Source organism: Clostridium sp. (genome assembly GCF_032576335.1).
Classification (GTDB): domain Bacteria; phylum Bacillota; class Clostridia; order Oscillospirales; family Acutalibacteraceae; genus Faecalispora.
This window is the reverse complement of sequence record NZ_JAWFXC010000001.1, coordinates 25254-50715: the sequence shown is the minus strand read 5'-3', so window position 1 is coordinate 50715 and position 25462 is coordinate 25254. Positions and strand designations below refer to the sequence as shown.

Below are 25462 nucleotides of genomic sequence, written 5' to 3'. Positions count from 1 at the left end.
TTGTTTATTGAGGCGATACAAACGCTGCTCCAGAGTTCGGGTTTTGCGGCTCTTACCTGGCAAAGCGTTGTTATGATTGCGTTATCTTTAGTACTTATTTATTTTGCGATTGTGAAGAAATTTGAGCCGCTGCTGCTTTTGCCTATTGCATTTGGTATGCTGCTTATTAATTTGCCTATAACGGGGCTTATGGATGGGCCGACAAACGGACAAGCCGGCGGCTTGCTTTATTACTTATACCAGGGCGTTAAGCTTGGCATTTACCCGTCACTTATTTTCTTAGGGATTGGTACCATGACCGACTTTGGTCCCCTGATTGCACGCCCCAGCAGCCTCTTTTTGGGTGCGGGAGCACAGTTTGGTATTGTGATTGCTTTTGTTGTGGCAATTGCCTTGGGCTTTACGCCACAAGAGGCGGCCTCCATTGGTATTATTGGTGGAGCAGACGGCCCCACTGCCATTTACTTAACCTCAAAGCTTGCTCCGGATCTGTTGCCATCCATCGCGATTGCAGCGTATTCCTATATGGCGCTTATCCCGTTGATTCAGCCTCCGATTATGCGTGCGCTGACCACCAAGAAAGAGCGCGAAATCAAGATGACACAGCTACGCGAAGTAAGCAAATTAGAGAAGGTATGCTTCCCGATTATGGTTACCATCCTCTGCATTTTGCTGCTGCCCTCTGTGGCTCCGCTCATCGGTTTGTTAATGCTCGGTAATCTGTTCAAGGAATCCGGCGTAACAGAGAGACTTTCCAGTACCGCACAAAATGCGTTGATTAATATTATTACCATTTTCCTCGGTGTTACGGTTGGTGCAACTGCAACAGCAGAGCAGTTCCTTAGCCCGTCTACACTAAAGATTATTTTCCTCGGTCTGATGGCGTTCTGCTTTAGTACCGTTGGCGGCCTCTTGCTGGGCAAGCTGATGTGTTTCCTTTCCGGAGGAAAAATCAACCCGCTTATTGGTTCCGCTGGTGTTTCTGCGGTTCCTATGGCTGCCAGAGTTTCTCAGGTTGAGGGACAAAAGGCAAACCCGGGTAACTATTTGCTCATGCACGCAATGGGCCCGAACGTTGCCGGAGTAATTGGCTCCGCAGTTGCTGCCGGTATTCTGCTGTCACTATTCCAATAAGAGTTCAAGAAACGATTTTTACTTATTTTCCATGCGGGAGAGAGGGAGAACATTAGGTTCCCCCTCCTTCCCATGTTGAAAATAAATCGAGTATGCGGGATTTAAAAACAGTATAGTATTTTTCTAAAACAATTCGAATTTTGCCGTTTTATTTTATAGTGGCAGGTTCGAATTGTTTTTATTTAAGCATGTAAAATAGATAAAAATAACCTTATACTGCTTACTTTATTAAAAAAATAAGGCGGTTTTTCAGTGCTTAAAAAGCGCAAGTGTAAAAATGAAAAACAGAGTTTAAATTCCCTTTAAACAATAAAAGACCTTTGAGTAATTGTTTGATAGAAATATAATCAGGATAGATAAAAAAGACCGTTGTTTTTTTATCTATCCTTTACTTTTTAGGGATTATGTTATACTATTTAATGGGAAATCTGTTGGTTTTTACAATTTGCTTTCTAATAAAAAAAGCGCCTTTGCCCATAGGAGCAAAGACGCTTTTGAATCGAATAAATAGCTTAAAGAATTTCGGGCTCTTCGTATTCTTCGCCGAAGGTATCTACGGTTACCTTCTTCATTACCTGGTCTTCTTTCGGGCGGTCCTGCGCGTTACGGGGAGAGGCAACAATGCGATCAACCTCTTCCAAACCCTCAATCACTTTACCGAAGGCTGCATAGTTTCCGTCGAGGTAAGGAACATCGCCGGCCATGATAAAGAACTGAGAACCAGCACTGTTCGGGCTGGAGGCACGAGCCATCGAAATAACACCCTTGGAGTGCTTTAAATCGTTTTTAAAGCCATTTTTCGTAAACTCACCATGAATGTGGTGGCCGGGGCCTCCCATACCAGTGCCTTCCGGGTCGCCGCCTTGAATAACAAAATCAGGGATGACGCGGTGAAAAATGGTACCATCGTAAAAGCCTTTCTTTACAAGGGAAATGAAATTGCGCACGGTGTTCGGTGCGATTTCAGGGTATAATTCAACTTTAATTACACCATTATTGGTTTCAATTGTTACAACAGGATTCATCTAAAATTCCTCCATTTATTTTTTGCAATTCGCTTCCCGCTTAAGAGAGCGAGACAACACGGGTAGACAGGGATTTTTTCTATGCCTAGGGCAGAAAAAATCAGTAGTACTATTATAAACGTTATATGCAGATTCAGCAAGGAAATACAGAATAATAAGAGAAAAATATCATTATGTTACGGCAAAGGTTACTGCCGTGTGCAAAAGGAGCAGCAGTATGAAATTGGTTTCTTGGAATGTAAACGGTCTTCGTGCCTGCCTGTCGAAGGGCTTCCTCGATTTTTTTAATGAAGTAGACACGGATGTTTTCTGCCTGCAAGAAACAAAAATGCAGGAGGGGCAGGCAGAGCTGAATTTGCCGGGGTATTTGCAATACTGGAACTCCGCAGAGAAAAAAGGCTATTCCGGAACAGCGGTATTTACCAAGACAAAGCCGCTTTCCGTTAACTACGATATACAAAACCCGGCGCACACCGGAGAAGGCCGTGCCATTACATTGGAGTTTGAGTCTTATTACCTTGTGAATGTATACACGCCCAATTCACAACGTGAGCTGGTGCGCCTTTCTTACCGCATGGAATGGGAAAATGCCTTTCGTGAGTATGTGATGATGCTGGATGAAAAGAAACCCGTTATTATATGCGGCGATTTAAACGTAGCCCACCAAGAAATTGATTTAAAGAATGCCAAAAGCAATATTGGCAATTCTGGCTTTTCTTATGAGGAAAGAGGAAAATTAACCGAGCTTTTGGCCTGCGGATTTTTGGACAGCTACCGTGAGCTTTATCCCGACAAAACCGGCGCATACACATGGTGGTCTTACATGTTTAAGGCTCGCCAGAATAATGCAGGGTGGCGCATCGATTACTTCCTCATATCGGAGCGGCTACGCGAAAAGCTGCGTGACAGCGTGATTTATTCAGACATTCAGGGCAGTGACCACTGTCCCGTAGGGCTGGAGTTGAATTTGTAAGAAAGTTAAAATAGAAAATCAGCCAACAAATACAAAAAGAATCTTTTGGGGCAATTCAGAATTAACGGATGAAAAGGAGATGTGAGTCATGCGCGGTACAGAATGCCATCTGTCAGAACATGAACTGAAATATCTAAAGCTTCTGGCGGTGGAGTATCCGACCATTCAGGCGGTTTGCACTGAGATTATCAACCTTCAGGCAATTTTGAATTTGCCAAAGGGCACCGAGCACTTTATGAGTGACCTTCACGGTGAGTACGACGCCTTTTACCATATTGTAAATAATTGCTCTGGTGTTATTCGCGAAAAGGTAGATTTGGTATTCGGAAAGACGCTCAACGAGCAAGAACGCTCCAAGATTTGCACTCTCATTTATTACCCGGAGCAAAAGCTTCGTTACATTAAGCAATCGGAAGAGAACATGGATGCCTGGTACCAGAAAACACTGCACCAGTTAATTGGCGTTTGCCGCATAACGGCTTCAAAGTATACACGTTCTAAGGTTAGAAAGGCTTTGCCGCCGGAGTTTAGCTACATCATCGACGAACTTTTGCATGCCCAGCCCGGGGAAGACAGCAACCAGCAAGTATACCACGCCAAAATCATCGATACTATCATTGGCATTAACAATGCTGATGAATTCATAACCGCTCTTTGCTCGCTCATTAAGCGCCTTGCTGTTGACCACCTTCATATTGTAGGGGATATTTTTGACAGAGGTCCCGGTGCAGACCGAATTATGGATTTACTGATGCAGCATCACGCAGTAGATGTAGAGTGGGGTAACCACGATATTCTATGGATGGGAGCAGCCTCCGGCAGTGAGGCATGCGCTGCCGCCGTAGTTCGCAATACCGTAGCAGGAGGGAATCTTGCAACCTTAGAGAGCGGCTACGGAATTAGCATGCGCGAGCTAGCGATGTTCGCTAAAGAGCAATACCCCGAATGTGACGACTTAAACCATGCAATCCGCAAGGCGATTTCCATTATCCTGTTTAAGCTGGAGGGGCAATTGATTCTCCGGCACCCAGAGTTCCAAATGGAGCACCGTATGCTGCTACATAAAATTAATTATGAAGCTGGAACCGTTGAAATTGAGGGGAAGACCTATACACTAAATACCACGCAGTTCCCAACAATTCACAAAGAATCCCCTTATGAGCTGACGGAAGAAGAAAAGAGCATTATGCACGGGCTTATGGAGGATTTTAAAGAGAGTGACCGTTTGCACCGCCATATGCGTTTCTTATATGCGAAAGGCGGCATGTACAAGTGCTTTAACCAGAACCTGTTGTTCCATGGTTGTATTCCCATGACAAATGACGGCGAGTTGACCAATGTGAACGTAGGCGGCCGCATTGTAAAGGGAAGAGAGCTGATGGATCTTTCGGATAAAATTGTGCGCCGTGCGTATTTTGCACCGCACACCGCGGCAGATAAGCCGTTCTGCCTTGATTACATGTGGTACTTGTGGAGCGGTAAAGATTCGCCGCTCTTTGGGCGTGAAAAAATGACAACCTTTGAGCGAATGTTTATTGACGATAAAAGCTCTTGGACGGAGCAGAAAAATCCGTATTACAAGTGGTACAACGAGGAAGAATCTTGTGTGATGCTGCTAAAAGAATTTGGGCTTAACACCCCATTTTGCCATATCATCAACGGGCATGTACCGGTGCGTGCCGGTGATGGAGAAAGCCCGATTAAGGGCAATGGCAAGCTGATTGTAATTGATGGTGGTTTCTGTGAAGCATACCACCCTACAACGGGCATTGCAGGTTACACCCTTATTTATAATTCACATGGAATGCGCATTAAGTCTCACCAGCCATTTGATGGTGTGCGTAGCGCGCTTGAGGAAAATAAAGACATACAGTCTCGTTCCGATATATTCGAAACACATTTTGCCCGCATGATGGTTATGGATACGGATAACGGTAACGATATTAGCAATCAGATTTACGATTTAACATTGCTACTGAATGCGTACCGCCAGGGCTTCCTTGCTCCAAAGGTAACAAAATAATTTTTGCCGGGGTCTTGCAGTTTTTGCCTGACCCCGGTATTCTTATATCAACCCCAAATCCTGTTTAACTTACTGATTAAGTTTCGAAATGAAATTGGAAATAAGTATGAAAAGCAGATGTTGAAATGGTTTGGTGGGGTACGCTGGCTATTATAATATCCTTGGCATGAAGAACTGGCAGTTTTATTTTATGTTTAAAAGGATAACAGGTTAAGGGAGGCATTTTTATGTATTTAACTTTTTTTGGCGCAGATAAAGAAGTAACCGGAAGCTGCCATTGTGTAGACGCAAACGGCGTTCGTTTTTTGGTGGACTGCGGTTTACAGCAGGGGCGTGATGAAAAGGATAATCGCTCACTGCCGTTTTTGCCTATTTCGGTTGATTTTGTTATTTGCACCCATGCACATATTGACCATAGTGGCAGGCTTCCTTTATTAGCAAAGCAGGGGTTTAAAGGCAAAATTTATGCGACGGGTAAAACCTGTGAGCTGCTTTCCATTATGCTGCGAGACAGCGCTCACATTCAAGATATGGATGCGACAAACGAAAATCGTAAGGGCAAGCGTGCCGGGCTTGAGCTGGTGGAGCCTCTCTATACCATGGAAGACGTTGAAACCACTCTATCCTTTTTAGAGCCGCATGAATATGGCGAGATTTTTGAGCCTGCACCGGGCATTAAAATCCGCTTTTCAGATGCAGGGCATCTGCTAGGATCCGCTTTTACAGAGGCGTGGCTCACCGAAGGCGATGTCACGAAAAAGGTAGTTTTCTCCGGCGATATTGGAAATAAAAATCAACCGTTGATTCGCAACCCGCAATATGTTACAGAAGCAGATTTTGCCATAATGGAATCTACCTATGGGTTAAAGCAGCACGAGCATGTGGATGACTATACGCCCCAATTGGCAGAGCTGATTGATAAAACGCTTGCAAACGGCGGCAATGTGGTAATTCCTGCGTTTGCGGTGGGAAGAACACAGGAGGTTCTCTATTTTATCCGTGAGATTAAAGAGCGGCATCTGGTGAAAAGCTTTCCCGATTTCCCAGTATATGTGGACAGCCCCCTCGCCGCAGAAGCAACACGTATTTTCAGCGGTGACCTTACTGGCTACGCGGATGAAGAAACACTGGATATTCTTCGTTCGGGTTTTAAACCGATTTCCTTTCCAAACCTAAAAATCAGCCAGAGTGTGGAGGATTCCCGTGCACTCAACTTTGATAAAACCCCAAAGGTGATTATTTCTTCCAGCGGAATGTGTGAAGCGGGACGCATTCGCCACCATTTAAAGCATAACCTTTGGCGGCCGGAGTGCGCGGTTCTGTTTGTTGGCTATCAGGCAAATGGTACACTGGGACGCTTGCTGGTAGACGGTATGAAAGAAGTAAAGCTGTTTGGGGAAGAGATTGCCGTTCAGGCACAAATCTATAACTTTCGTGCCCTCAGCGGCCATGCCGACCACGATGGTCTCCTCGAATGGTTGCGCGCGTTCCAGGCAAAGCCGCAGCGAGTGTTTATTGTGCATGGGGAACGTGAAACCTGCTTGGCTTTTTCAGAAGAGCTCGATGATTTGGGCTATGAAGTGTATGTTCCTAACTTTGAAGCCCGCTTTGATCTGCTGGCAGACAAAGAATTGGATTTTGGTGTCGATGTATCTTTGCAGCGTGAAGAGCAGTCCCAAAAGGCAAAAGCGCGCAGGCTTGTATCGGCCTTCCAACGCCTGCTTTCTGCGGAACGTCAGCTTTACCAAACCATTCTACGCAACGAGGGCGGCACCAACAAAGATTTGGCGCGTTTTACCGACCAGATTTTGGCCCTAGCGAAAAAGTGGGAGCGGTAAGCCGCTTTTTGATAAAAGAAGTTTGATGAGTGTAAGCTTTTATCATCAGTATTTCTTTCGTTCAAATTTTTTAGTGTAAGCCTTTCTTTAAGACCGGAGAGTTATATTTCTCTCCGGTTATTCTATCGATTCTATCAGGAGTATTATTAAATGTTTTCTATATCGGGATTTTTATCGTATTGCTTTATTAACGCATTCACTCCGGGACCAGGGAATCTTCTTGCACTGAATACAATGGTTCGGTATGGTTTTAAAAGAAGCCGAGCGTTGCTGTCTGGTGTTTTTTTAGGCTATTATGTCGTACAGCTAAGCTGTGCACTCATGGTCTATTTTTTAGAATCGTATTTAGGGTCTGCTTTGGTTTACATTCGATATGTAGGAGCAATTTACATTGTTTGGCTGGCGATCCATATATTAAAAAGCAAACCGAGTAACGACCGTGCGGAGCAAGCCTCCAGTCTATTAGCAGGCTTTCTTCTCCAGCTAATCAATGTGAAAATTTATATGTTTGGTATAACTGCTTTAATTGGATTTGTAATTCCTTTTCGTAATAGTATTGCCATCATAATGATTTCCTCCTTATTTATTGCTACATCAGGAGTGATTGCTACTACGGTTTGGGCTTTTTTCGGCACCATGATTCAAGGAATATATGGTCGATATTATCTGCCGATGAATATCGTAATGGCTATTATATTACTGTACAATGCTTTTGCCATGATTGTTCATTAAGAGAAATACAGAAACGCGCCTAGGAGCGGCTGATAAAAGCCATACCTAAGCGCATTTTTTTGTTATGAAACAAGATTACTCTTGCTTGTTTTCTTTGAGTAAATCACGAATTTCTGTTAGTAGCTCTTCTTCCTTGCTCAGTACAGGAACCTCCGGCTCAGCAGCAGTATCTTCGTCCTTTTTAGTGCGCAGTCGATTCATTAACTTAATCATAACAAAAATAACGAGAGCGGTAATCAGAAAATCCAGTATGTTTTGTACAAACAATCCGAAGGCAATTTTAATGTCTTTGCCACCAAAAGCAGCGGGGATAATAAGTGATAATTCGCTTAAATTAATTTTTCCCGTAATGGCAGACAAAACAGGGGTGATGATGTCGGTTACCAAAGAGGTTGTAATTTTACCGAAAGCGCCGCCGATAATCACACCGACTGCCAAATCAATTACATTGCCCCGCATTGCAAATTCTTTAAATTCCTGGACGAACTTTTTCACGTGTTGTTCCTCCTGCTTTAACATAAGTATCACTCCAAAATTGCTGAGGCTAAAAACAGATGTAAATAAGGCATAACTGCTTTTGCAAGGATATTTGATAATCATTATCCTATCAGAAAACAGGAAAAAAATCAACTTTGTAACGGTAGGGAAACCGAAGAACAAAGTTGATTTTTTTAGTTATCTTTATGAATGTGCCATTGTAGTCTCTACTTCTTGCGTGCGTTGCTTTAACGCTTCGCGTGCGACTGCAAGCATTAGCTTAATGCGGTTTTCTTGGTTGACTCGTGTTGCACTGGGGTCGTAATCAATGGGTACGATATTGGCACGGTCATCAATCTCTTTAATACGGCGTATCATACCTTTACCGCAAATGTGGTTGGGCAGGCAGCCAAAGGGCTGTGTGCAAACAATATTTTCAAAACCAGTTTCCACAAGCTCCAGCATTTCAGCGGTTAAAAGCCAACCTTCACCCATTTTATTGCCGTAGCCAATGACATCTTTCACGAGTGCTTTGGTGTGAGCATAGTTCATGGGTGCTTCAAAGCAAGGCTGGGTTTTCACGGCGGCAATCAGAATTTCCTGCATTTTCCGCAAGTAGTCCATCAATGTCATTACCACACGGTATTTAATCGGGTTACCGCCATACAGATTAATGTCTTCCAGGCGGTTATCCACTTTAAAGAGTGCAAAGTTTAGAATGCCGGGAACATTCACTTCACAATCCTGTTCAGCTAGGAACTGCTCTAATTGGTTGTTGCCAAGCGGAGAATACTTAACAAAGATTTCGCCAACGATTCCCACGCGTACCTTTGGCACACGCTCAACGGGAATGGCGGCAAATTCCGCCGCAATCTTTTCCAAATTCGCCTTTTGCTGCTTGAGGGAATACCCCTCGCTGCGGTTAAACTGGTCCGAGAGCCGTTCAATCCATGTCTGAACGAGAGCGGAGCTTTCGCCCTTCTTAATCTCGTAAGGTTTTACCTGATTATCGAGCAGCATTAAGAGGTCGCCATACACAAGGCCTGCTACAATACGGCGCAGCATCGGCAGTGTTACCGAAAAGCCCGGGTTATGCTCCAGACCAGAAAGGTTCAGCGAAACAACTGGCACGTTTTCCATACCGGCACGGCGCAGTGCTTTGCGCAGCAGGTGAATGTAATTAGAGGCACGGCACCCGCCGCCGGTTTGTGTAATGATGAGAGCGGTACGGTCTAAATCGTACTTGCCGCTTTTGAGTGCATCCATAAACTGACCAATGACAAGCAAAGCCGGGTAACAGGTGTCGTTATGCACATATTTTAAACCCTCGTGCACAACGTTAGGTCCATCGTTTTTTAATAAAACCATGTTATAACCGCAGTTGCGGAAAATGTTTACTACCAGCGAAAAATGGATTTCAGCCATTTGCGGGCAAAGAATGGTATATTCCTGCTTCATTTCTTTTGTAAACAGGATACGCCCCGTATTATCTCTTTTGAGTTCCGCCAAGATTGCTCACCTCACTGTTCCAATGCGGCAAACAGGCTACGCAGCCGGATTTTCACCGCTCCCAAATTGGTTATCTCATCAATCTTAATCTGTGTGTAGATTTTTCCTTCGGCTTCCAGTATTTCTCGTACCTCATCGGTAGTAATGGCGTCAACGCCGCAACCGAACGAGACGAGCTGCACTAGATTCATATCTGGCCGGGTGCCAATGTATTTTGCCGCCGCATATAAGCGGGAGTGATATGTCCATTGATTAAGCACACCGGTTCGGAACTTTTGAACTCGGTCACTAATCACATCTTCCGATATAACCGCTGCACCAAGGCTGGTAATCAGCTTATTGATACCATGGTTTATCTCTGGGTCAAGGTGATAAGGACGGCCGCTGAGTACGATAATAGGCTTGTGCTGGCGCTCCGCTTCTTCAATGATGCGGTTGCCCTCAATGTGTATCTTTGCAAAGAAGCTGTCGTATTCTTCATAAGCGGCTTTTGCTGCTTTTTGAACCTCGCGAAGAGGTATTCCGGAGAAATACTGGCTTAGTATCTGGTTCATCTTCACCGGGAAATCTTTCTTACGGTGGATTCCCACATAATCGTGAATGAAGGTTGTTTTCTTTAAATCCTCCACGTTAGCCGAAAGCACCTCTGGGTAATACGCAACCACAGGGCAATTGTAGTGATTATCTCCTAATCCTTCATCCATGTTATACGACATGCAAGGGTAGAAGATGGTATCGATTCCCTGCCGAAGCAGTGCTTCGATATGCCCGTGCATCAGCTTTGCGGGGAAGCACACGGTGTCAGACGGGATGGTGTGCTGTCCATCCAAATACAAAGTGCGGGTAGACAGGGGGGAGGGAATGACCTCAAAGCCAAGTGTCGTCCAAAACGCGTGCCAGAACGGCAGCAGTTCGTAAAAATTAAGCCCCAGAGGAATGCCTATTTTGCCGCGTGGGCCGGGAACCGGCTGGTAGCTTTGCAGCAGCTCAAGCTTATAGGTGTACATGTCGAGAGCCGGTTCTTTATTTTGGCGGGTAACGGGCTTCTCGCAGCGGTTACCACCAATAAAGCGGCGATTCTCTCCAAAGTTATTAATGGTAAGTCGGCAGTGGTTACTGCACAGACCGCAGGTCGCTACCTTTACCTCATGGGTAAAATCTTTCAGCTCTTGAAGCGGCAATAGCGAACTAGTCTCATTTGCGTGGCCTTTTGCGTACAAAGCCGCACCAAACGCACCCATGAGTCCCGAAATATCGGGGCGAATTACGTTGACGCCAAGCTCTTTTTCAAACACGCGAAGCACAGCGTCGTTTAAGAAAGTACCGCCCTGTACCACAATGTTTTTGCCCAGTTCATCTGCCGAAGCAGCTCGGATGACTTTATAAATCGCATTTTTTACAACGGAGACAGAAAGCCCTGCGGAAATATCCTCCGTAGTGGCGCCGTCTTTTTGTGCCTGTTTTACGGAAGAGTTCATAAATACCGTACAGCGTGAGCCCAAGTCGACCGGGTGCTTTGCGAATAATCCTTTTTGAGCGAAATCGGCTATTTCGTACCCGAGTGTATTCGCAAAGGTTTGCAAAAAGGAGCCGCAGCCGGAGGAACAGGCTTCATTGAGGAAGATATTATCCACTGCACCGTTGCGAATTTTAAAGCACTTCATGTCCTGCCCGCCAATGTCGATTACAAAGTCCACATAGGGCATAAAGTATTTTGCGGCAGTAAAGTGTGCCATGGTTTCTACAATACCATTATCCAGATTGAATGCGTTTTTCAGCAGTTCCTCGCCATAACCGGTTACAGCGGAGGAGCAAATACTTAAGTTCGGGTATTGTTCGTACAAGTTTATCAGGTATTCCCTGATAATAGGTACCGGGTTGCCGGAATTGCTTTGGTAAATGGAGTCTAATAGCTCACCGTCTTCTCCAAGTACCACGGCTTTTACCGTAGTGGAGCCGGCATCGATGCCGAGGTAAGCCTTTCCATTATATTGAGCAATGTCTCCGCGCTTTGCACGGCAGCTTTGGTGGCGTTCCTGAAACTCGCGGTACTCCTGTTCGTCACGGAACAGGGAGGGAATGGACAAAAAGTCACTTTTGCCGCTGTAAGCGTCTATGTTCGTCAACGCGGTGTTTAAATCCACTTCTTCTTCACTACTGAATGCAGCACCCATTGCCACATAGTAAAGTGAGTTCTCCGGGCAAACTCCGGTTACCTTTAGCGCAGTATCGAAGCTTTGCCGCAGCTCGGAAAGGAAGGTTAGCGGGCCGCCAAGGTAAATCACCTTGCCGCGAATCGGGCGGCCTTGTGCAAGTCCCGCAATGGTCTGGTTCGCCACCGCTGCAAAAATACTTGCAGAAATATCGCTTTTGCGTGCACCCTGATTCAGCAGCGGCTGAACGTCGGACTTTGCAAATACACCGCAACGCGAAGCGATGGTGTAAATTTTTTCATGCTGTGCGGCCATCTCGTTCATTTCATCCAAAGAAATGTGGAGAAGAGTTGCCATTTGGTCAATAAAAGCTCCGGTACCGCCGGCACAAGAACCATTCATGCGAACCTCGGTTCCGCCGGTTAAAAACAAAATTTTTGCGTCTTCGCCGCCCAGCTCAATAATCACGTCTGCATCTGGTATGAGCTTGCCCATCGCAACGCGGGTGGCATATACCTCCTGAATAAAGGGCAAATTGCAGGTTTGTGCAATTCCCATTCCAGCAGAACCGGATACCGATAAATAAGCAGGCGCCCCTTTTAATACCTCTGCCTGAATTTTGCGCAGAAGCTCCGCCATTTTTTCTGTTATTTGTGAAAAATGCCGTTCATAAGATTGATATACAATTTGATTGTCATCGTTCAGCACGACGCATTTAATAGTCGTGGAACCTACGTCAAGACCGATTCTCATCCTATCGTCTCATTTCCTCCGCAATATATGGCTGTTTTGCAATTTGTATTTCCCGTACATAGCCACTTTATGGTACGGTTAAACACTTTATTTGACGCCTAATTTAATTAGTTAGGTTGCTTAACTACTTTTTCTTTTCCTATTGTAATGCAGATTTCTGTTTTTGGCAAGCGGTACGCCGTCCCTTACCATAAATTGAGTGATTTACACAATATAACACCTATATATAGTGTGAGTTTCTTCTAATTTACACTTGATTTAGTAAAGCACTTTGGCACTTTAAACGCTATTTTACTGAAAAATTACAGAGAGCATTCTATAATACTTTACCGTTTTTCACTCTTATTGTCAATTTTTGGACTGCATTTTGGTTTGCACAAATGAATTGTTTTTTATTTTGTGGTGTTGACAAATGAAATGCTGCATCATATAATAAATGCAATAACAAAACCTTTGATTAAGAGTAGTAGCCGGGCAAGATGTCTTTTCAGAGAGCCGCTTATGGTGGGATTGCGGTAAGAGATCGCACGGGGAATGGACTTATGAGGGCGGGGCGAACGGGAAACACTCCTAAGTAGTCTGCGACGGGGGCTCTACCCGTTATCAGCGGAGCACGTATCATTCGGGTATGTGGATTAAGAGGGCGCGCAAGCGTCAATTTGGGTGGTACCACAGGAGTGAATGCTCTTGTCCCTGAGCGATCAGGGGCAAGGGCTTTTTTTATTGCCGAATAGGAGGTGTGGCGTAATGCCGGATGGCTGGTGGAAAAACGAACCCGACCAAAATAAAAATAAAACATTGCAAAGAGAAAGGTTTGGTATTTCAATGAAAAAGTTCATTCGTAAAATTGCAGCAGTTTCCCTGGCAGCGGTTATGGCCGCAGGCTTTGCCGGTTGCACGAATGGTTCCTCCGCTTCTTCCAATACAAAAGGAGAGGCGAAATCCATGAAAATTGGTGTAATTCAATACGCAACACACCCTTCGCTCGACAATTGCTATAAGGGCTTTGTACAGGGGCTTAAGGCTGCCGGATTTGAGGAAGGCAAAAACCTAACCATCGATTTTCAAAATGCACAAGCAGATGCCTCTAACAGTGACCTGATTGCAAAGAACATGGTTTCTTCAAAATACGATATGCTGGTCGGTATTGCAACCCCAGCGGCAATGTCTGCTTATAGTGCGGCGAAAAACACAAATATTCCAGTTGTGTTCACCGCAATTTCAGACCCCGTATCTGCCGGTTTGGTTAAGAGCCTTGAAAAACCCGGCAATAATATCACTGGCAGCTCCGATGTTCTTCCCTTGGAAGAGCAGGTGAAAATGATTCGTTCGTTCCTGCCCGAGGCAAAGAAAATTGGTGTGCTCTACACCACCAGCGAGCCGAACTCGGTCAGCCAGCTCAACACACTCAAAGAGGTAGCGAAGAAATACAATTTTGAAGTGGTAGAATCCGGCATTGTGAATGCGTCAGAGGTTGCGTCTGCTGCCGCTTCCCTTGTGAGCAAGGGTGTAGATTGTATCAATAACTTTACTGACAATAACGTGGTAAATAACTTGCAGGTTGTATTGCAGGCAGCAAATAAGGGCAATATTCCGGTATTTGGTTCTGAAATTGAGCAGGTGAAGAATGGATGCCTGGCTTCTCAGGGAATCGATTATGTTGCGCTCGGTGATCAAACCGGTAAAATGGCTGCAGATATTTTAAAAGGCGAAAAGAAAGCTTCTGAAACACCAGTATTTGTAGTAAAGGATTTTGCACCGGTATATAACGCAGATGTTTTAAATATCTTTGGTATGACTCTACCGAAGGATTACCAGAATGCAGAAGCGATTAAAGAAGCTGCTGCGTCTTCAAGCAAATAATAGTGTAAGCGCAGCAAGAGTGCTGTTTTGAAATATGATTTGTACGGAAAGCAGGTAACGGCGAATGGATGTTTTTGTTGGTCTAATCTTCAATGTGTTGGAGGAGGGCCTGATTTACGGAATAATGGCAATGGGCGTGTATATTACGTACCGGATTCTGGGGTTCCCAGACCTTTCGGTTGACGGTACATTCCCAATGGGAGCCTGTGTAACAGGGGCTTTGATTGCTGGCGGTGTAAACCCTTGGGTAGCCTGCATTGCTGCATTTGTTGCTGGTGCGGCCGCTGGCTGTGTTACCGGGCTATTACATGTAAAGCTGCATATTACCGACCTGCTTTCCGGTATACTGGTGATGACGGGTCTGTGGAGTGTAAACCTTGTTATTACAAAGGGTTCTGCGGTACTCCCTTTCTACAATAAGCCTACGGTGTTTTCATCAGGGCCAATTGCGAGCCTTTTACCCCAAAGCTTACAGAATTACCGGGTGGCACTCATCGCGCTGCTGGTGGTTATTTTGGTCAAGGTATTGCTGGATACGTACCTAAATACAAAATCGGGTTTGCTTCTGCGTGCTTCCGGCAATAACCCGCAGTATGTGATATCGCTTGGCAAAGACCCCGGTCGCATGAAAATTGCTGGGCTTGCCATAGGCAATGGCTGCACCGCTTTGTCGGGTTCCATTTTGGCACAGCAAACAGAGACCGCAAATATTTACGGTGGCACCGGTATGGTGGTTATGGCGCTTGCCTCCGTTATTATTGGTACCAGCCTGTTAGGTAGAATAAAATTCATTCGCCCAACCGCTATGGTGGTAATCGGCGCTATACTTTATAAAACCTGCCTGGTGGCTGCAATGCAGCTCGGCTTGCCTACCAATTACCTTAAGCTGCTGATGGCAGCACTATTTACTTTTGCTTTGGTAGGGAACCGAGTATTTTCGGGAAGGAGGAAGCATCCTCATGTCGTTAACCCAACACAAATCTGACAGCATGGTCAGTCTGCAAAACATTTGTAAGGTGTTTTCTCCGGACTCAGTAAGTGAAGTGGTTCTATTTTCTGATTTTAATCTGGAAATTCTGCCCGGGCAGTTTGTTTCGGTAGTAGGCAGCAATGGTTCCGGTAAAACCACAATGCTCAACCTGATTTGCGGAAGTATTCAGCCTGACAGCGGCAGCATATTGCTTAAAGGGGAAGACATTAGTCGCCAAAAGGAATTTCAGCGTTCCAAATCCATTGGAAGAGTGTTTCAGGATCCCTCAAAGGGAACCTGCCCGGAGCTCTCTATTTTAGAGAATATGGCTCTCGCAGACAATAAGGGCTCTTTTTATGGCCTTTCTCGTGGTGTGAGCCGCCGCCGTACCGATGAGTACCGCACTTTACTCCAGCGGCTGGACTTAGGGCTGGAAGATAAGCTGGACGTCCAAGTGGGGAGTCTCTCTGGTGGGCAACGGCAGGCGCTGGCACTTTTGATTTCTACTATGACACCAATCGATTTGCTCATATTGGATGAGCACACGGCGGCACTTGACCCTCGTTCTTCTGAAAATGTAATGCGGCTGACACAGGAGCTGGTAGAAGAAAAAAAGCTGACGACTCTCATGGTAACGCATAATTTAAAATACTCGATTCAGTTTGGTAACCGCCTGCTGATGATGCACCAGGGGCAGGCCGTGATTGATGCAGCAGACGAGAAGAAAGTAGCCATGTCTACGGATGATATTCTCAATCAATTTAATCAGATTAGTCTAGAAGTTGGCAACTGATTCGAATGAATAAAGAAAAGGAAGCAGCGCACTTGCGCTGCTTCCTTTTCTTTATTCGCTTGACTTTTTTGCTGAAGTGGTAAATACTATTTAATTACAGAAAAAGCTTTATAAAAGTTTTTTCTGCTCCACCTCCTCTTTGAGAAGATGAAGCTTTAAGTAATCCACTACAGCATAGCGCCCTACAATACTCAGGGAAAGTAAATCAGTTAAAAAACGGCCTGTTGAAAAATTCCCTGTGATCTGCTGGTTCAGAACATCCACACCTTGTTTACAGTCAGTTCGGCCCAACAGGTAATCTGTAGAAACTTGGTAAAAATCGGCTAGTGCAATAATGGAGCGAGTTGAAAGCTGTGATTCGCCTTTTTCGCATCGAGAATAGTGTTGCTGTGTTGTTCCTAAGACGGCTGCTATGTCTGATTGTCTTAAATCTTTATCTTCGCGTAAATCACGTATAATTTCATTTATTGCTTTCATTTCAACCCTTCCTTCAACATATAATTATACGAAAACGATATTATCACACGGTCTATTTATGTATTGACTTGCACAAATATTATATGTATAATTTAAATAAAAACACGTATTAGATGTATTGTTGGTTTGCGGAAAATTATATATTCCCTTCTTCTCTTCCCTTAAAAGCGTCTAAATTCCGCAACTGCCTGGCTGCTGTTGAGGAGAAATGCGGTCTGAGTAGCTAACAATTATTTTGTTGCTCTTGAGTCGGAAGCAGGTTGCTAAAATAAAAAACTTAGCGAGCCGATTCAGTAGAAAGGGAAAAAATGGTATTAGAATCATTAACAGATGTGAAGAATCTGCTTTGTGTTTTGAGGGCTTTTTCGTCTTCTATTTACCTTGTTGACTCCCATTGCGGATTAATACTATATGATAATTTATGGGGCGAAAACCCGGAAAATCTTTTTTCCGGCAGGTTGGAAGAAACTTTTGATTACCAGCTTATGTTTGGGCCGGGTGTTTCATTGAGCTTTACGGCAGATGAATCCTCTATTTGCAGTGTAACCCGCATTCCCCTTGCTATTGGTGAGAGAAGCTGTACGCTGGTTTCGGTTCGGCGAACCGTGCGGCCGTATGATAGAAGTGGTTATGACAATGTGAATCCGGAAACGCTTTATACCGATTTTTTAACACACTTATATAATCGTCGGTACATTGATCTTCGTTTGCCGATCGATTTGAATTATTGTATGGAGCAAAAACAGCCGCTTAGCATCTTGTTTATGGATATTGATTATTTTAAAAAGATTAACGACCATAATGGTCATGTGGCCGGCGACTGTGTTTTACAGGGCATTGCAGTACTGCTTAAAAAGCTGGTGCCAACGCAAAATGGTTGGGTTGCTCGTTATGGTGGGGATGAGTTTTTAGTTTGTCTTCCCGGTTGGGAGAAGGACTCTGCCATGCAAATTGCTTGCCGGATTCGCGATTCCATTCGTGGCCATGTTTTTCGTACTACTTACGGAGAAATTGATATTACGTGCAGCATTGGGGTAGAAACCATAACCTTACATAAAACACCAACTGATGTGGCAGAGTTGATTCATTTGGCAGATAAAAAGCTGTATCAGGCTAAAAATGCGGGTAGAGACAAAGTTGTTTAAAACAAGTTTATGTAGTTAGTATGATTCATTTTAACTTTTTTATTGGAATATTAAAATATATAAAAAACCATTCATGACTCAGTTGAGAAATGAATGGTTTTTTACATTACAAAAGACATTACAATCATTCTGAGCAGAATACAGAGGGAATGCCAAATAAAATGAATACTTACAGGGAAAAAATCCATAATAGCTTTTGGGTGATTAATATTGAAAATTGGAATTCCAAAAGCTTTTTTATATTTTCGTTATGGTTCTTTATGGGAAACGTTCTTTCTAGAGTTAGGCTGTGAGGTGGTTGTAAGCAGTAATACCAGCAGAAGTATTCTGGAGAATGGCACGCGCCGTTCTGAAACAGAAAACTGCCTGCCAATGAAGCTGTTTTTAGGCCACGTTGAATCTTTGCTTACGAAGTGCGAGTACATTATGGTGCCGCGTTTTGAAGGAACCCGAGGCAGCGAAGAATTTTGTGTTCGCTTTTTAGGGTTGTATGATATTGTTCGCCATACATTCCCCGATGCCAAGCTGATTACTTATAATCTAAAGGGCAGCAAACCGGGAACGGAATTTTTGGGGTTTTGTAGTATGGGTCGCCAGCTCGGCAAAAGCCCCGACCAGTGCTTTCGCGCATATCAGCGTGCAAAGCAACGTCAGCTTGAGCAGGATTTGTCCTGTATGGAGCTGCAAGAGCAGGTCTCTAATAGCGATGGCCTCAAAATCTTAATTGCAGGGCAGCCGTATATCAGCCATGACTCGTATATTGGTGAGCCCGTCTGCCGTATGATTCGGGAACAAAATGGTACCGTATTATTTTCAGATTATTGTGATCGCCATACCTGCTGCCAAAAATCCAAAGCGATTTCGAAACAGCTTTACTGGACGATGAATAAAGAGATGATTGGCGCGATTGAGCTGTACAAGCACCGTGTGGATGGTGTCATTTTGCTAACGGCCTTTCCCTGCGGAACCGATTCTTTGGTAAACGAACTGGTGATACGCCGCGTTCACGAGATTCCGGTGATTCAGCTTCTCATGGATGAGCACCAGTCCGATGCAGGGCTTCAAACCCGCATTGAAAGCTTTTTAGATATATTAGGGGAGAGGAAAAGAGAATATGAAAAAAGAATTCGTGTTTAGCTTTCCGCATATGGGAGATTACCATGTGGTGATACGCACCATGCTCCAAGAACTTTTCCCGGGACAAAAGGTAATGTCTGCTCCTCCAACGACTCAACGCACGTTAGAACTTGGCAGTAAATACAGCCCGGATTTTGTCTGCTCTCCATTTAAGTTTAATATGGGCAATTATATTGAGGCGTTAGATAAGGGAGCCAATGTACTGCTACAAACAGGGCTCGGCTGCCGCTACGGGTATTATGGTGAAGTACAGGAGCAAATCTTGCGTGATTTGGGGTATGATTTTGAATTTCTTTGCTTTTCGCGGGCCCTTGTTCGGCCCGAGGCAATCTATCGGGTACTCCGAAAATTGGAGTGCCCGCTTTCCTTGCGTGAAATTGTAAGCGTAATGATGCGTACTGCCGAAAGCCTGCGTATTATGGATGCTTTGGATTACTATATTCGCGAAAATGTTGGGTTTGAAGTCGTTCCGGGCTCCTTTGAAAAGCTTCAAAGACAGTTGCTTCAAGAGTTAAGTGAACCGAAAACCATGCTGCAGCTTGAGCGAATAAAGACAAAGTATGCGCGCGCCGCAGAAGAAATTCCAATAAAAAAAATAGGTATGCCGCTGCGCGTGGGAGTTATTGGCGAGCTATACACCCTTATGGAACCGTTTAGTAACTTCTATATTGAAAAGCAGCTTGCCCGCAGAAATATTAGCGTGAGCAGACGCATGAGCGTATCCTTTTTGCTGTTCGGAAAAAAAGACCGTATTTCGTTGCGCGAAAGCGGAGGGTATTTAAAATATACGGTAGGAGCAAATGGAGTAGATAGTGTGTGCCAAGCAAAACAGTATGCGGAATTGGGGTACGATGGACTCATACACATGAAATCATTCGGTTGTATTCCAGAGTTAAATGCAACGCCTGCCTTAACCAGCGTAGAGCAGGATTACGGCATGCCGATACTCCACCTTAGCTTTGATGCCAACACAAGCGAAGTAGGTGTAGAAACAAGGCTGGAGGCGTTTGCTGACATGATTGAAATGAGGAGGAATAAAGCATATGGAACAGCCCGTGTCTCTGGGGGTTGACATCGGCTCTATCTCAACCAAGGGAGTACTCTTGAGCGAGGATGGACAGGTGCTCTCAGAAGAGTACCTTTGGACAGAGGGCGACCCCGTAGGCGCCGTAAAACGCCTAGTTAGCATTTTGTTTGAGAAGTCACCTTGCCCGGTAAGTGTGCGTTCCGTGGGAACCACCGGTTCAGCAAGGCGTTTAATTGGCAGTATGCTGGGTGCAGATGTGGTAAAGAATGAAATTACGGCTCATGCGGTGGGTACGCTTTCACGCCACCCGGGTGTACGTACCATTCTGGAAATCGGTGGACAGGATTCGAAAATCATTTTGATTCGCGGTGGAGTAGTCTCAGATTATGCAATGAATTCGCTTTGCGCGGCAGGAACGGGTGCGTTTTTATCATCACAGGCGAAACGTTTGGGTTTAGAGATTGAAAAGCTGGGGGATATTGCCCTGCGTTCGCAATCGCCATCTAAAATAGCAGCAAGGTGTACTGTGTTTGCGGAATCCGATATGATACACAAGGCGCAGACCGGACACAGCAAGGAAGATATTGTGGCAGGACTGTGCCGTGCAATTGTTTTGAATTATTTAAATAACGTAGGGAAAGGGAAGCACATTGAAGAACCTATTGTGTTTCAGGGTGGGGTAAGCAAAAACAAAGGGGTAGTAAAGGCCTTTGAAGATGAACTACATGCCGATGTTACTGTAGATACCGATTCTCACCTGATGGGCGCAATTGGCGCTGCGATTTTGTCTCGTTCTGCCCAGCGGGAGCATCCTTTTGACCCAGTTCTTTTAGAGATGACCTTCACTACACGCGCGGGAGAGTGCTCTTGCTGCCCCAACCGCTGTGAAATCGTACGTTTTTATCGAGGGGATGAACTGCTGGATGCTTGGGGAAACCGCTGCGAGAGGGGCCTTAAGGCGGTGAAGGAAAAAGCACAAGGCGTTCGGGTTTAAAAAGTTTACTTTATCCATTGTGCTTTTAAACAGAATTACTGAGAGCTACGAAAATTCTGGAAAATGTGTTATAATAACGTCACGCTACTAGCAAAAGCAAGATTTTGCTAGCTGGGAGAGCATGGAATCTTTGGCTTAGTATATAAGAAACGGAGTACATGTTTTTTAAAGCTCGTTTCACAATATACGATTTGGACAACCTAACTCAATCAGTAAAACCAAAGCGAAACTTAACACATATCGGAATATCTACAATGGAGGCCCCTCACATGGAAAAAGAAAAGAGCGTTAAGGCTTACGAAAAAGTTTTGGATTATTTACAGCAAAAGCTAAAAGATGGTAGCCTTTCGCTAGGGGAGCCACTTCCGCCGGAGCGAAAGCTGGCGGAAGAGTTGGGCGTAGGACGTAATTCTGTGCGAGAGGCAATGCGCCTGCTGGAGCACATGGGTTTTATTCGCAGTGAACACGGAGCGGGTAATTTTATTTGCTGCGACATTAGCCAGAGCCTGAAAGACACCTTTGGGCTTTTATCTTTATTACAGCGAATTAGTTACCGGCAGCTGGCGGAACTACGCAGAGGGCTTGAGATGGAGGCCGCTATGCTGGCGGTAGACCGTATTTCAGAGGAGCAATTAGAAAGACTCAAAGAAATTGTAAAGGAGCTTCATGCCCGTGATGGAGTGGAAGCTGACCTTTTGGATAAGGAGCTGCACGAGCTGATCGCAATTGCTTCAGGCAATGAATTGATTATACAAATTCTGCGTGCGCTTTCCGACTCTATCGACCGTTTTATACACGACCTGCGTTGCAACATATTGCTGCATGATGATACAGGCCACAAGCTGCAATATGCGCATGAACAAATCGTAAATGCCCTTTGCCGCAGAAATAAAGTACATTTGTCACTGGCGGTGCAAGACCATTTTGAGCTCATTGATGAATATATGCTCGAGCAGGGCTTTATGGCAGACTTTAAACAGGTTCAAGAAGAACTGGAAAAAGAATGACCTTACAGGTATTTGAATTTAATATAGATTTATAAATGAAATAAGAAAGCAGGGCAGATGGTAAATCTGCCCTGCTTTCTTATTTTAGCAACGGAAAAAAGAGTGTATAAACCGTTTGCACTGCTGATATAGGAAAGACGCGAAAGAAGAACAAAGCTTTTGCTCTAACAGTGTGGAGAGAGCAGGCAAACGGGTAGGGGGAACAAGATAAGTTAAGCCTCTGCTTTTGTCTTGCGGATTTCTTCCATCATTGCAGGAATGACTTTGCCTACATCGCCAACAATGCCAACGTTTGCAACGTCGAAGATAGCGGCATCTTCGTCTTTATTGATTGCAACAACAAAGCCGGAGGATGACATACCAGAGACATGCTGTGTTGCACCGGAAATACCACAGGCAATATATAGCTTCGGAGCAACAATTTTACCGGACTGCCCAACTTGGTGTGCTCTGGAGACCCAGCCCTCTTCAATTGCAGGGCGAGTTGCACCAACTACACCGCCTAAAAGGGCTGCAAGCTCTTCTACAAGCTTAAAGTTTTCGGCATTGCCCATGCCGCGGCCGCCCGAAACGATGACTTCGGCGTCCTCTAGGTTAACGCTTTCGGTCAATTCCTTAACTGCCTCACGAATCTGAGTCCGGATGGAATCCGGGGCAACAGCAACTTCTTTGCTAACGATTTCACTAAGGCTTGCGCTCGTCTCTGGCTTAGAGAAAGCACCGGTACGAACGGTTGCAAACTGTACCGCAGAGCTTTCTATTACTTCTTCTGCCAGTACGGTTCCGCCAAAGCGAGGAGTTACCCAGTGCAGCTTACCGTCTTGTGCTGTAATAGCGGTCACATCGGCAACACAGCCACTCTCAAAACGAGCGGCAAGGCGGGGAGCAATGCTCTTCCCCTGCAAGGTGTTACCCATCAGGAACACAGCGGGCTTTTCTTCTTTTATAAGCTGTTCCAGAACACCGGTGTACTCATCTACTGAAAACGCAGTGTAAGCAGGAGCATCCACTACAATCACCCGGTCTGTGCCAAGTGCGGCAACGCGCTGAGCGGCTTCCTGAAGCTCACTGCCAACAAGAACAGCAGTTACTTTTTGCCCGGCAGCATCCGCAATGGTTCTGGCAAGCGAAAGTAGTTCTATGCCAACATTGACGGGCTTACCGCCATTTGTTTCTACATATGCAAATATGGTTTGGTTTAGATTTAATTCCATGTTTCAGTACTCCCTTACAGCGCTTTTGCTTCGACCATCATCGCTACGGCCCGGCAGGCGGATTCCTCGCAGGTCTCTTCTTTAATTTTTACTCCGGCCACCTTCTGGGCAGGCTCGGCATACCGTACCGTACGGGTAAGGGAGGCTTTTTCGCCAACCTTTTCCGCTTGCTCACCCAAATCTGCCAAAGAAATGGGGTCTATGGGCATTTTTTTGGCGGCAAGCTTGCTTTTAATGGTAGGGTAACGGGGAGCGTAGGCGGGGGTATTTACGGTAACCACACACGGGGCTTTGGCATCAATTAGATTGTAGCCAAAATCGGTCTCCTGCTTTGCGGTTACGGTATCATTCTCATAAGAAATGTCAATCAGGTTGGTGATAAGGGGCAAATTGAGAACCTCGGCAAGCTGAACACCAGTTTGTCCAGTTGCTTTGTCGGTAGCTTCCAGCCCGCAGAAAATCAGGTCAAAGGGTTTGCCAGACTTTTCTTCCAGCTTTGTTATGGCAGCAGCGAGAATGCGCGCTTTCCCAAGGCTATCGGAGCCTTCAAAGGCGGGGTCGGTGAGCAGAAAAGCGTGTTGCGCACCTACGGCGAGGCAATTTTTCAAAGCATCGCGTGCGCTTTCACCACCAACGCTAACCACAGTGATTTCACCGCCAACGGCTTCTTTCAGTCGGGTTGCCATTTCGAGTGCGTACGTGTCAAACGCATTGACAACCTGAGGCACACTGTCAAGGTTGGGAGTTCCATCTGCCTTTAGGCGGATTTCAGCCGTATCATCCGGTACTTGCTTAATACATACGAGTATTTCCATGTGTTTGTTCTCCTTGCAGAATAGTAAAAGCGGTTGAATCCGTCTCCACAAAAAGCGGAGACGGATTTCCTGTTTTTAAACGGTTTAGCAGCAGAATGAAATGTAAAGTGGGTATTTATCTCCACAAGGGAGCTGGGGATAATATGGTACCAATTAGCGATTTATCCTTTAATGATTACATTACTTCCATTCGTTTTACCCAAAGTTGGGCTCTAATTAAAAGCGACCAATGGTATTGTTGGCAACAACAATACGCTGAATCTCATTGGTGCCTTCAAAGATTTGGAAGATCTTCGCATCGCGCAGAAGCTTTTCAACCGGGTACTCACGGCTAAAGCCATAGCCGCCAAATACCTGAATTGCCTCAGATGCAACTTCCATTGCAATGTCGGACGCATAGCACTTTGCAATGGCAGATTCCTTGCTGTAAGGCAGGCCGAGATCCATAAGAGTAAGAGCATGGGCCACCATCTGGCGGGCGGTTTCAATTTTAATGGCCATGTCGGCAATTTTAAACTGCAATGCTTGATTTTTCAATACTGGCTTGCCGAACTGAATTCTCTCTTTGCCGTACGCGATTGCTTCGTCCATGCCGCGCTGTGCAATACCAGTTGCAATACAGCCCATCCAAGCGCGCGCTTGATCCAATGTTTTCATCGCGATGGAGAAGCCTTGACCCTCTGCACCAATCAGATTAGATGCAGGAATGCGGCAATCTTCCAATACAACATCGCAGGTGTTGGAGGTACGAATACCCATTTTGTCTTCTTCATGTCCGGTGGAAAGACCGGGCGTGCCTTTCTCAATGAAGAACATAGAGATTCCCTTGGTACCGGCAGACTTATCTGTCATAGCGGTTACACAGTAGAAGGAAGAAACAGCACCGTTGGTAATGAAGCACTTGCGACCATTCAGAATGTAGCTGTCGCCATCTCGAACAGCAGTGGTTTTACCAGCGGAGGCATCCGACCCTGCACCGGGTTCGGTAAGGCAGAAAGCAGCGAATCCGCCATCAATAATCAAATCGCAGGCATGCTGCTTTTGCTCTTCGGTTCCACCAATTAAAACGGGCTTCATTCCAAGGCCGCTGGCGGAGATGGTTGTGGCAAAGCCGGAATCTGCAATTGCCATTTGCTCAATCAAAGCAGCGATAGATACACGGTCAAGGCCCATCCCGCCGTACTCCTCGGGAACCTCTAGCATGTGCAGCTGCATTTCAATTGCTTTATCGTACATCTCTTTTGGCCACTCGCCGGTTTTGTCAAATTCTTTACATTGTTCCTTCACTTCTTTTTCACAGAATTTCTTTACTGCACCCAACAGCTCTTGGCCCTCTTCTGAAATGATGTATGCCATCGCTTTTTCCTCCGCTCATAATATAGGTTTATTTATTGTTGGATAGT

The 25462-nt window shown here is 45.2% G+C and carries 21 protein-coding genes; 13 read left to right on the top strand and 8 right to left on the bottom strand.

Going from position 1 to position 25462, the window contains the following annotated elements:
- Positions 1 to 1134 (top strand): sodium ion-translocating decarboxylase subunit beta, encoded by a 1134-nt coding sequence (locus tag E7L17_RS00220; RefSeq protein ID WP_316321266.1) that lies wholly within the window; start codon positions 1 to 3, stop codon positions 1132 to 1134.
- A 512-nt stretch (positions 1135 to 1646) separates the two neighbouring features.
- On the opposite strand, the gene E7L17_RS00215 is transcribed toward E7L17_RS00220, so the two are convergent.
- Positions 1647 to 2159 (bottom strand): peptidylprolyl isomerase, encoded by a 513-nt coding sequence (locus tag E7L17_RS00215; RefSeq protein WP_316321265.1) that lies wholly within the window; start codon positions 2157 to 2159, stop codon positions 1647 to 1649.
- A 217-nt stretch (positions 2160 to 2376) separates the two neighbouring features.
- On the opposite strand from E7L17_RS00215, the gene E7L17_RS00210 reads away from it, so the two are divergent.
- From E7L17_RS00210 to E7L17_RS00195, 4 genes are all read left to right on the top strand, one after another.
- A complete protein-coding gene (locus E7L17_RS00210; RefSeq protein ID WP_316321264.1) occupies positions 2377 to 3132 on the top strand; it encodes an exodeoxyribonuclease III in 756 nt (251 codons plus the stop codon).
- A gap of 88 nt (positions 3133 to 3220) precedes the next feature.
- Positions 3221 to 5155, top strand: coding sequence for a fructose-1,6-bisphosphatase (locus E7L17_RS00205; RefSeq protein WP_316321263.1), 1935 nt, complete (start codon positions 3221 to 3223; stop codon positions 5153 to 5155).
- 227 nt (positions 5156 to 5382) lie between these two features.
- Positions 5383 to 6993 carry an MBL fold metallo-hydrolase gene (locus tag E7L17_RS00200; protein ID WP_316321262.1) on the top strand — a complete coding sequence of 537 codons (1611 nt, stop codon included), beginning with the start codon at positions 5383 to 5385 and terminating at the stop codon, positions 6991 to 6993.
- A 150-nt stretch (positions 6994 to 7143) separates the two neighbouring features.
- Entirely contained in the window at positions 7144 to 7725 is a 582-nt protein-coding gene (locus tag E7L17_RS00195) for a LysE family transporter (protein ID WP_316321261.1), read from the top strand.
- Between the two features lie 75 nt (positions 7726 to 7800).
- On the opposite strand, the gene mscL is transcribed toward E7L17_RS00195, so the two are convergent.
- The 3 genes from mscL to E7L17_RS00180 all read right to left on the bottom strand — a co-directional run bounded on the left by mscL (position 7801) and on the right by E7L17_RS00180 (position 12617).
- Positions 7801 to 8244, bottom strand: coding sequence for a large-conductance mechanosensitive channel protein MscL (gene mscL, locus E7L17_RS00190; protein ID WP_316321260.1), 444 nt, complete (start codon positions 8242 to 8244; stop codon positions 7801 to 7803).
- Positions 8245 to 8406: 162 nt separating this feature from the next.
- Positions 8407 to 9711: a 2-hydroxyacyl-CoA dehydratase gene (locus tag E7L17_RS00185; protein WP_316321259.1), complete on the bottom strand. Its 1305-nt coding sequence runs from the start codon at positions 9709 to 9711 to the stop codon at positions 8407 to 8409.
- Between the two features lie 11 nt (positions 9712 to 9722).
- Entirely contained in the window at positions 9723 to 12617 is a 2895-nt protein-coding gene (locus E7L17_RS00180; protein ID WP_316321258.1) for an acyl-CoA dehydratase activase-related protein, read from the bottom strand.
- Between the two features lie 747 nt (positions 12618 to 13364).
- Between E7L17_RS00180 and E7L17_RS00175 the strand changes: the two genes are divergently transcribed.
- The 3 genes from E7L17_RS00175 to E7L17_RS00165 all read left to right on the top strand — a co-directional run bounded on the left by E7L17_RS00175 (position 13365) and on the right by E7L17_RS00165 (position 16243).
- Positions 13365 to 14480, top strand: coding sequence for an ABC transporter substrate-binding protein (locus tag E7L17_RS00175; protein ID WP_316321257.1), 1116 nt, complete (start codon positions 13365 to 13367; stop codon positions 14478 to 14480).
- A gap of 64 nt (positions 14481 to 14544) precedes the next feature.
- On the top strand, positions 14545 to 15465 hold the full coding sequence (locus E7L17_RS00170; RefSeq protein WP_316321256.1) for an ABC transporter permease subunit: 921 nt from the start codon (positions 14545 to 14547) through the stop codon (positions 15463 to 15465).
- A 4-nt stretch (positions 15466 to 15469) separates the two neighbouring features.
- Complete coding sequence (locus E7L17_RS00165; protein WP_410470639.1) at positions 15470 to 16243, top strand: ABC transporter ATP-binding protein; 774 nt, start codon at positions 15470 to 15472, stop codon at positions 16241 to 16243.
- Positions 16244 to 16351: 108 nt separating this feature from the next.
- Here the strand turns inward: E7L17_RS00165 and E7L17_RS00160 are convergent, their stop codons facing one another.
- Complete coding sequence (locus E7L17_RS00160; RefSeq protein WP_316321254.1) at positions 16352 to 16720, bottom strand: helix-turn-helix transcriptional regulator; 369 nt, start codon at positions 16718 to 16720, stop codon at positions 16352 to 16354.
- Positions 16721 to 17028: 308 nt separating this feature from the next.
- On the opposite strand from E7L17_RS00160, the gene E7L17_RS00155 reads away from it, so the two are divergent.
- The 5 genes from E7L17_RS00155 (at position 17029) to E7L17_RS00135 (ending at position 22030) form a co-directional block, all read left to right on the top strand.
- Positions 17029 to 17865 (top strand): GGDEF domain-containing protein, encoded by an 837-nt coding sequence (locus tag E7L17_RS00155; RefSeq protein WP_316321253.1) that lies wholly within the window; start codon positions 17029 to 17031, stop codon positions 17863 to 17865.
- Between the two features lie 210 nt (positions 17866 to 18075).
- Positions 18076 to 19002 (top strand): acyl-CoA dehydratase activase-related protein, encoded by a 927-nt coding sequence (locus E7L17_RS00150; protein ID WP_316321252.1) that lies wholly within the window; start codon positions 18076 to 18078, stop codon positions 19000 to 19002.
- Positions 18980 to 20074, top strand: coding sequence for a hypothetical protein (locus E7L17_RS00145; RefSeq protein WP_316321251.1), 1095 nt, complete (start codon positions 18980 to 18982; stop codon positions 20072 to 20074). The genes E7L17_RS00150 and E7L17_RS00145 overlap by 23 nt, the downstream gene beginning before the upstream one ends.
- Positions 20046 to 21023 (top strand): acyl-CoA dehydratase activase, encoded by a 978-nt coding sequence (locus E7L17_RS00140; protein ID WP_316321250.1) that lies wholly within the window; start codon positions 20046 to 20048, stop codon positions 21021 to 21023. Before E7L17_RS00145 ends, E7L17_RS00140 begins: the two co-directional genes overlap by 29 nt.
- A gap of 269 nt (positions 21024 to 21292) precedes the next feature.
- The gene (locus tag E7L17_RS00135; RefSeq protein WP_316321249.1) at positions 21293 to 22030 is read left to right on the top strand and encodes a FadR/GntR family transcriptional regulator; all 738 of its coding nucleotides are present in this window, start codon (positions 21293 to 21295) and stop codon (positions 22028 to 22030) included.
- A gap of 212 nt (positions 22031 to 22242) precedes the next feature.
- On the opposite strand, the gene E7L17_RS00130 is transcribed toward E7L17_RS00135, so the two are convergent.
- The 3 genes from E7L17_RS00130 to E7L17_RS00120 form a co-directional block, all read right to left on the bottom strand.
- The gene (locus E7L17_RS00130) at positions 22243 to 23244 is read right to left on the bottom strand and encodes an electron transfer flavoprotein subunit alpha/FixB family protein (protein WP_316321248.1); all 1002 of its coding nucleotides are present in this window, start codon (positions 23242 to 23244) and stop codon (positions 22243 to 22245) included.
- A gap of 14 nt (positions 23245 to 23258) precedes the next feature.
- Entirely contained in the window at positions 23259 to 24059 is an 801-nt protein-coding gene (locus E7L17_RS00125; RefSeq protein WP_316321247.1) for an electron transfer flavoprotein subunit beta/FixA family protein, read from the bottom strand.
- Positions 24060 to 24275: 216 nt separating this feature from the next.
- A complete protein-coding gene (locus tag E7L17_RS00120) occupies positions 24276 to 25415 on the bottom strand; it encodes an acyl-CoA dehydrogenase family protein (RefSeq protein ID WP_316321246.1) in 1140 nt (379 codons plus the stop codon).
- Between the last annotated feature and the right edge of the window lie 47 nt (positions 25416 to 25462).

Bases quoted from the DNA above. Each gene is read 5' to 3' on its own strand.
- E7L17_RS00120 (WP_316321246.1), bottom strand. From the start codon at position 25,415: ATGGCATACATCATTTCAGAAGAGGGCCAAGAGCTGTTGGGTGCAGTA.
- mscL (WP_316321260.1), bottom strand. From the start codon at position 8,244: ATGTTAAAGCAGGAGGAACAACACGTGAAAAAGTTCGTCCAGGAATTT.
- E7L17_RS00215 (WP_316321265.1), bottom strand. From the start codon at position 2,159: ATGAATCCTGTTGTAACAATTGAAACCAATAATGGTGTAATTAAAGTT.
- E7L17_RS00170 (WP_316321256.1), top strand. From the start codon at position 14,545: ATGGATGTTTTTGTTGGTCTAATCTTCAATGTGTTGGAGGAGGGCCTG.
- E7L17_RS00180 (WP_316321258.1), bottom strand. From the start codon at position 12,617: ATGAGAATCGGTCTTGACGTAGGTTCCACGACTATTAAATGCGTCGTG.
- E7L17_RS00125 (WP_316321247.1), bottom strand. From the start codon at position 24,059: ATGGAAATACTCGTATGTATTAAGCAAGTACCGGATGATACGGCTGAA.
- E7L17_RS00155 (WP_316321253.1), top strand. From the start codon at position 17,029: ATGGTATTAGAATCATTAACAGATGTGAAGAATCTGCTTTGTGTTTTG.
- E7L17_RS00175 (WP_316321257.1), top strand. From the start codon at position 13,365: ATGCCGGATGGCTGGTGGAAAAACGAACCCGACCAAAATAAAAATAAA.
- E7L17_RS00140 (WP_316321250.1), top strand. From the start codon at position 20,046: ATGGAACAGCCCGTGTCTCTGGGGGTTGACATCGGCTCTATCTCAACC.
- E7L17_RS00205 (WP_316321263.1), top strand. From the start codon at position 3,221: ATGCGCGGTACAGAATGCCATCTGTCAGAACATGAACTGAAATATCTA.
- E7L17_RS00165 (WP_410470639.1), top strand. From the start codon at position 15,470: ATGGTCAGTCTGCAAAACATTTGTAAGGTGTTTTCTCCGGACTCAGTA.
- E7L17_RS00200 (WP_316321262.1), top strand. From the start codon at position 5,383: ATGTATTTAACTTTTTTTGGCGCAGATAAAGAAGTAACCGGAAGCTGC.
- E7L17_RS00160 (WP_316321254.1), bottom strand. From the start codon at position 16,720: ATGAAAGCAATAAATGAAATTATACGTGATTTACGCGAAGATAAAGAT.
- E7L17_RS00145 (WP_316321251.1), top strand. From the start codon at position 18,980: ATGAAAAAAGAATTCGTGTTTAGCTTTCCGCATATGGGAGATTACCAT.
- E7L17_RS00210 (WP_316321264.1), top strand. From the start codon at position 2,377: ATGAAATTGGTTTCTTGGAATGTAAACGGTCTTCGTGCCTGCCTGTCG.
- E7L17_RS00195 (WP_316321261.1), top strand. From the start codon at position 7,144: ATGTTTTCTATATCGGGATTTTTATCGTATTGCTTTATTAACGCATTC.
- E7L17_RS00135 (WP_316321249.1), top strand. From the start codon at position 21,293: ATGGAAAAAGAAAAGAGCGTTAAGGCTTACGAAAAAGTTTTGGATTAT.
- E7L17_RS00130 (WP_316321248.1), bottom strand. From the start codon at position 23,244: ATGGAATTAAATCTAAACCAAACCATATTTGCATATGTAGAAACAAAT.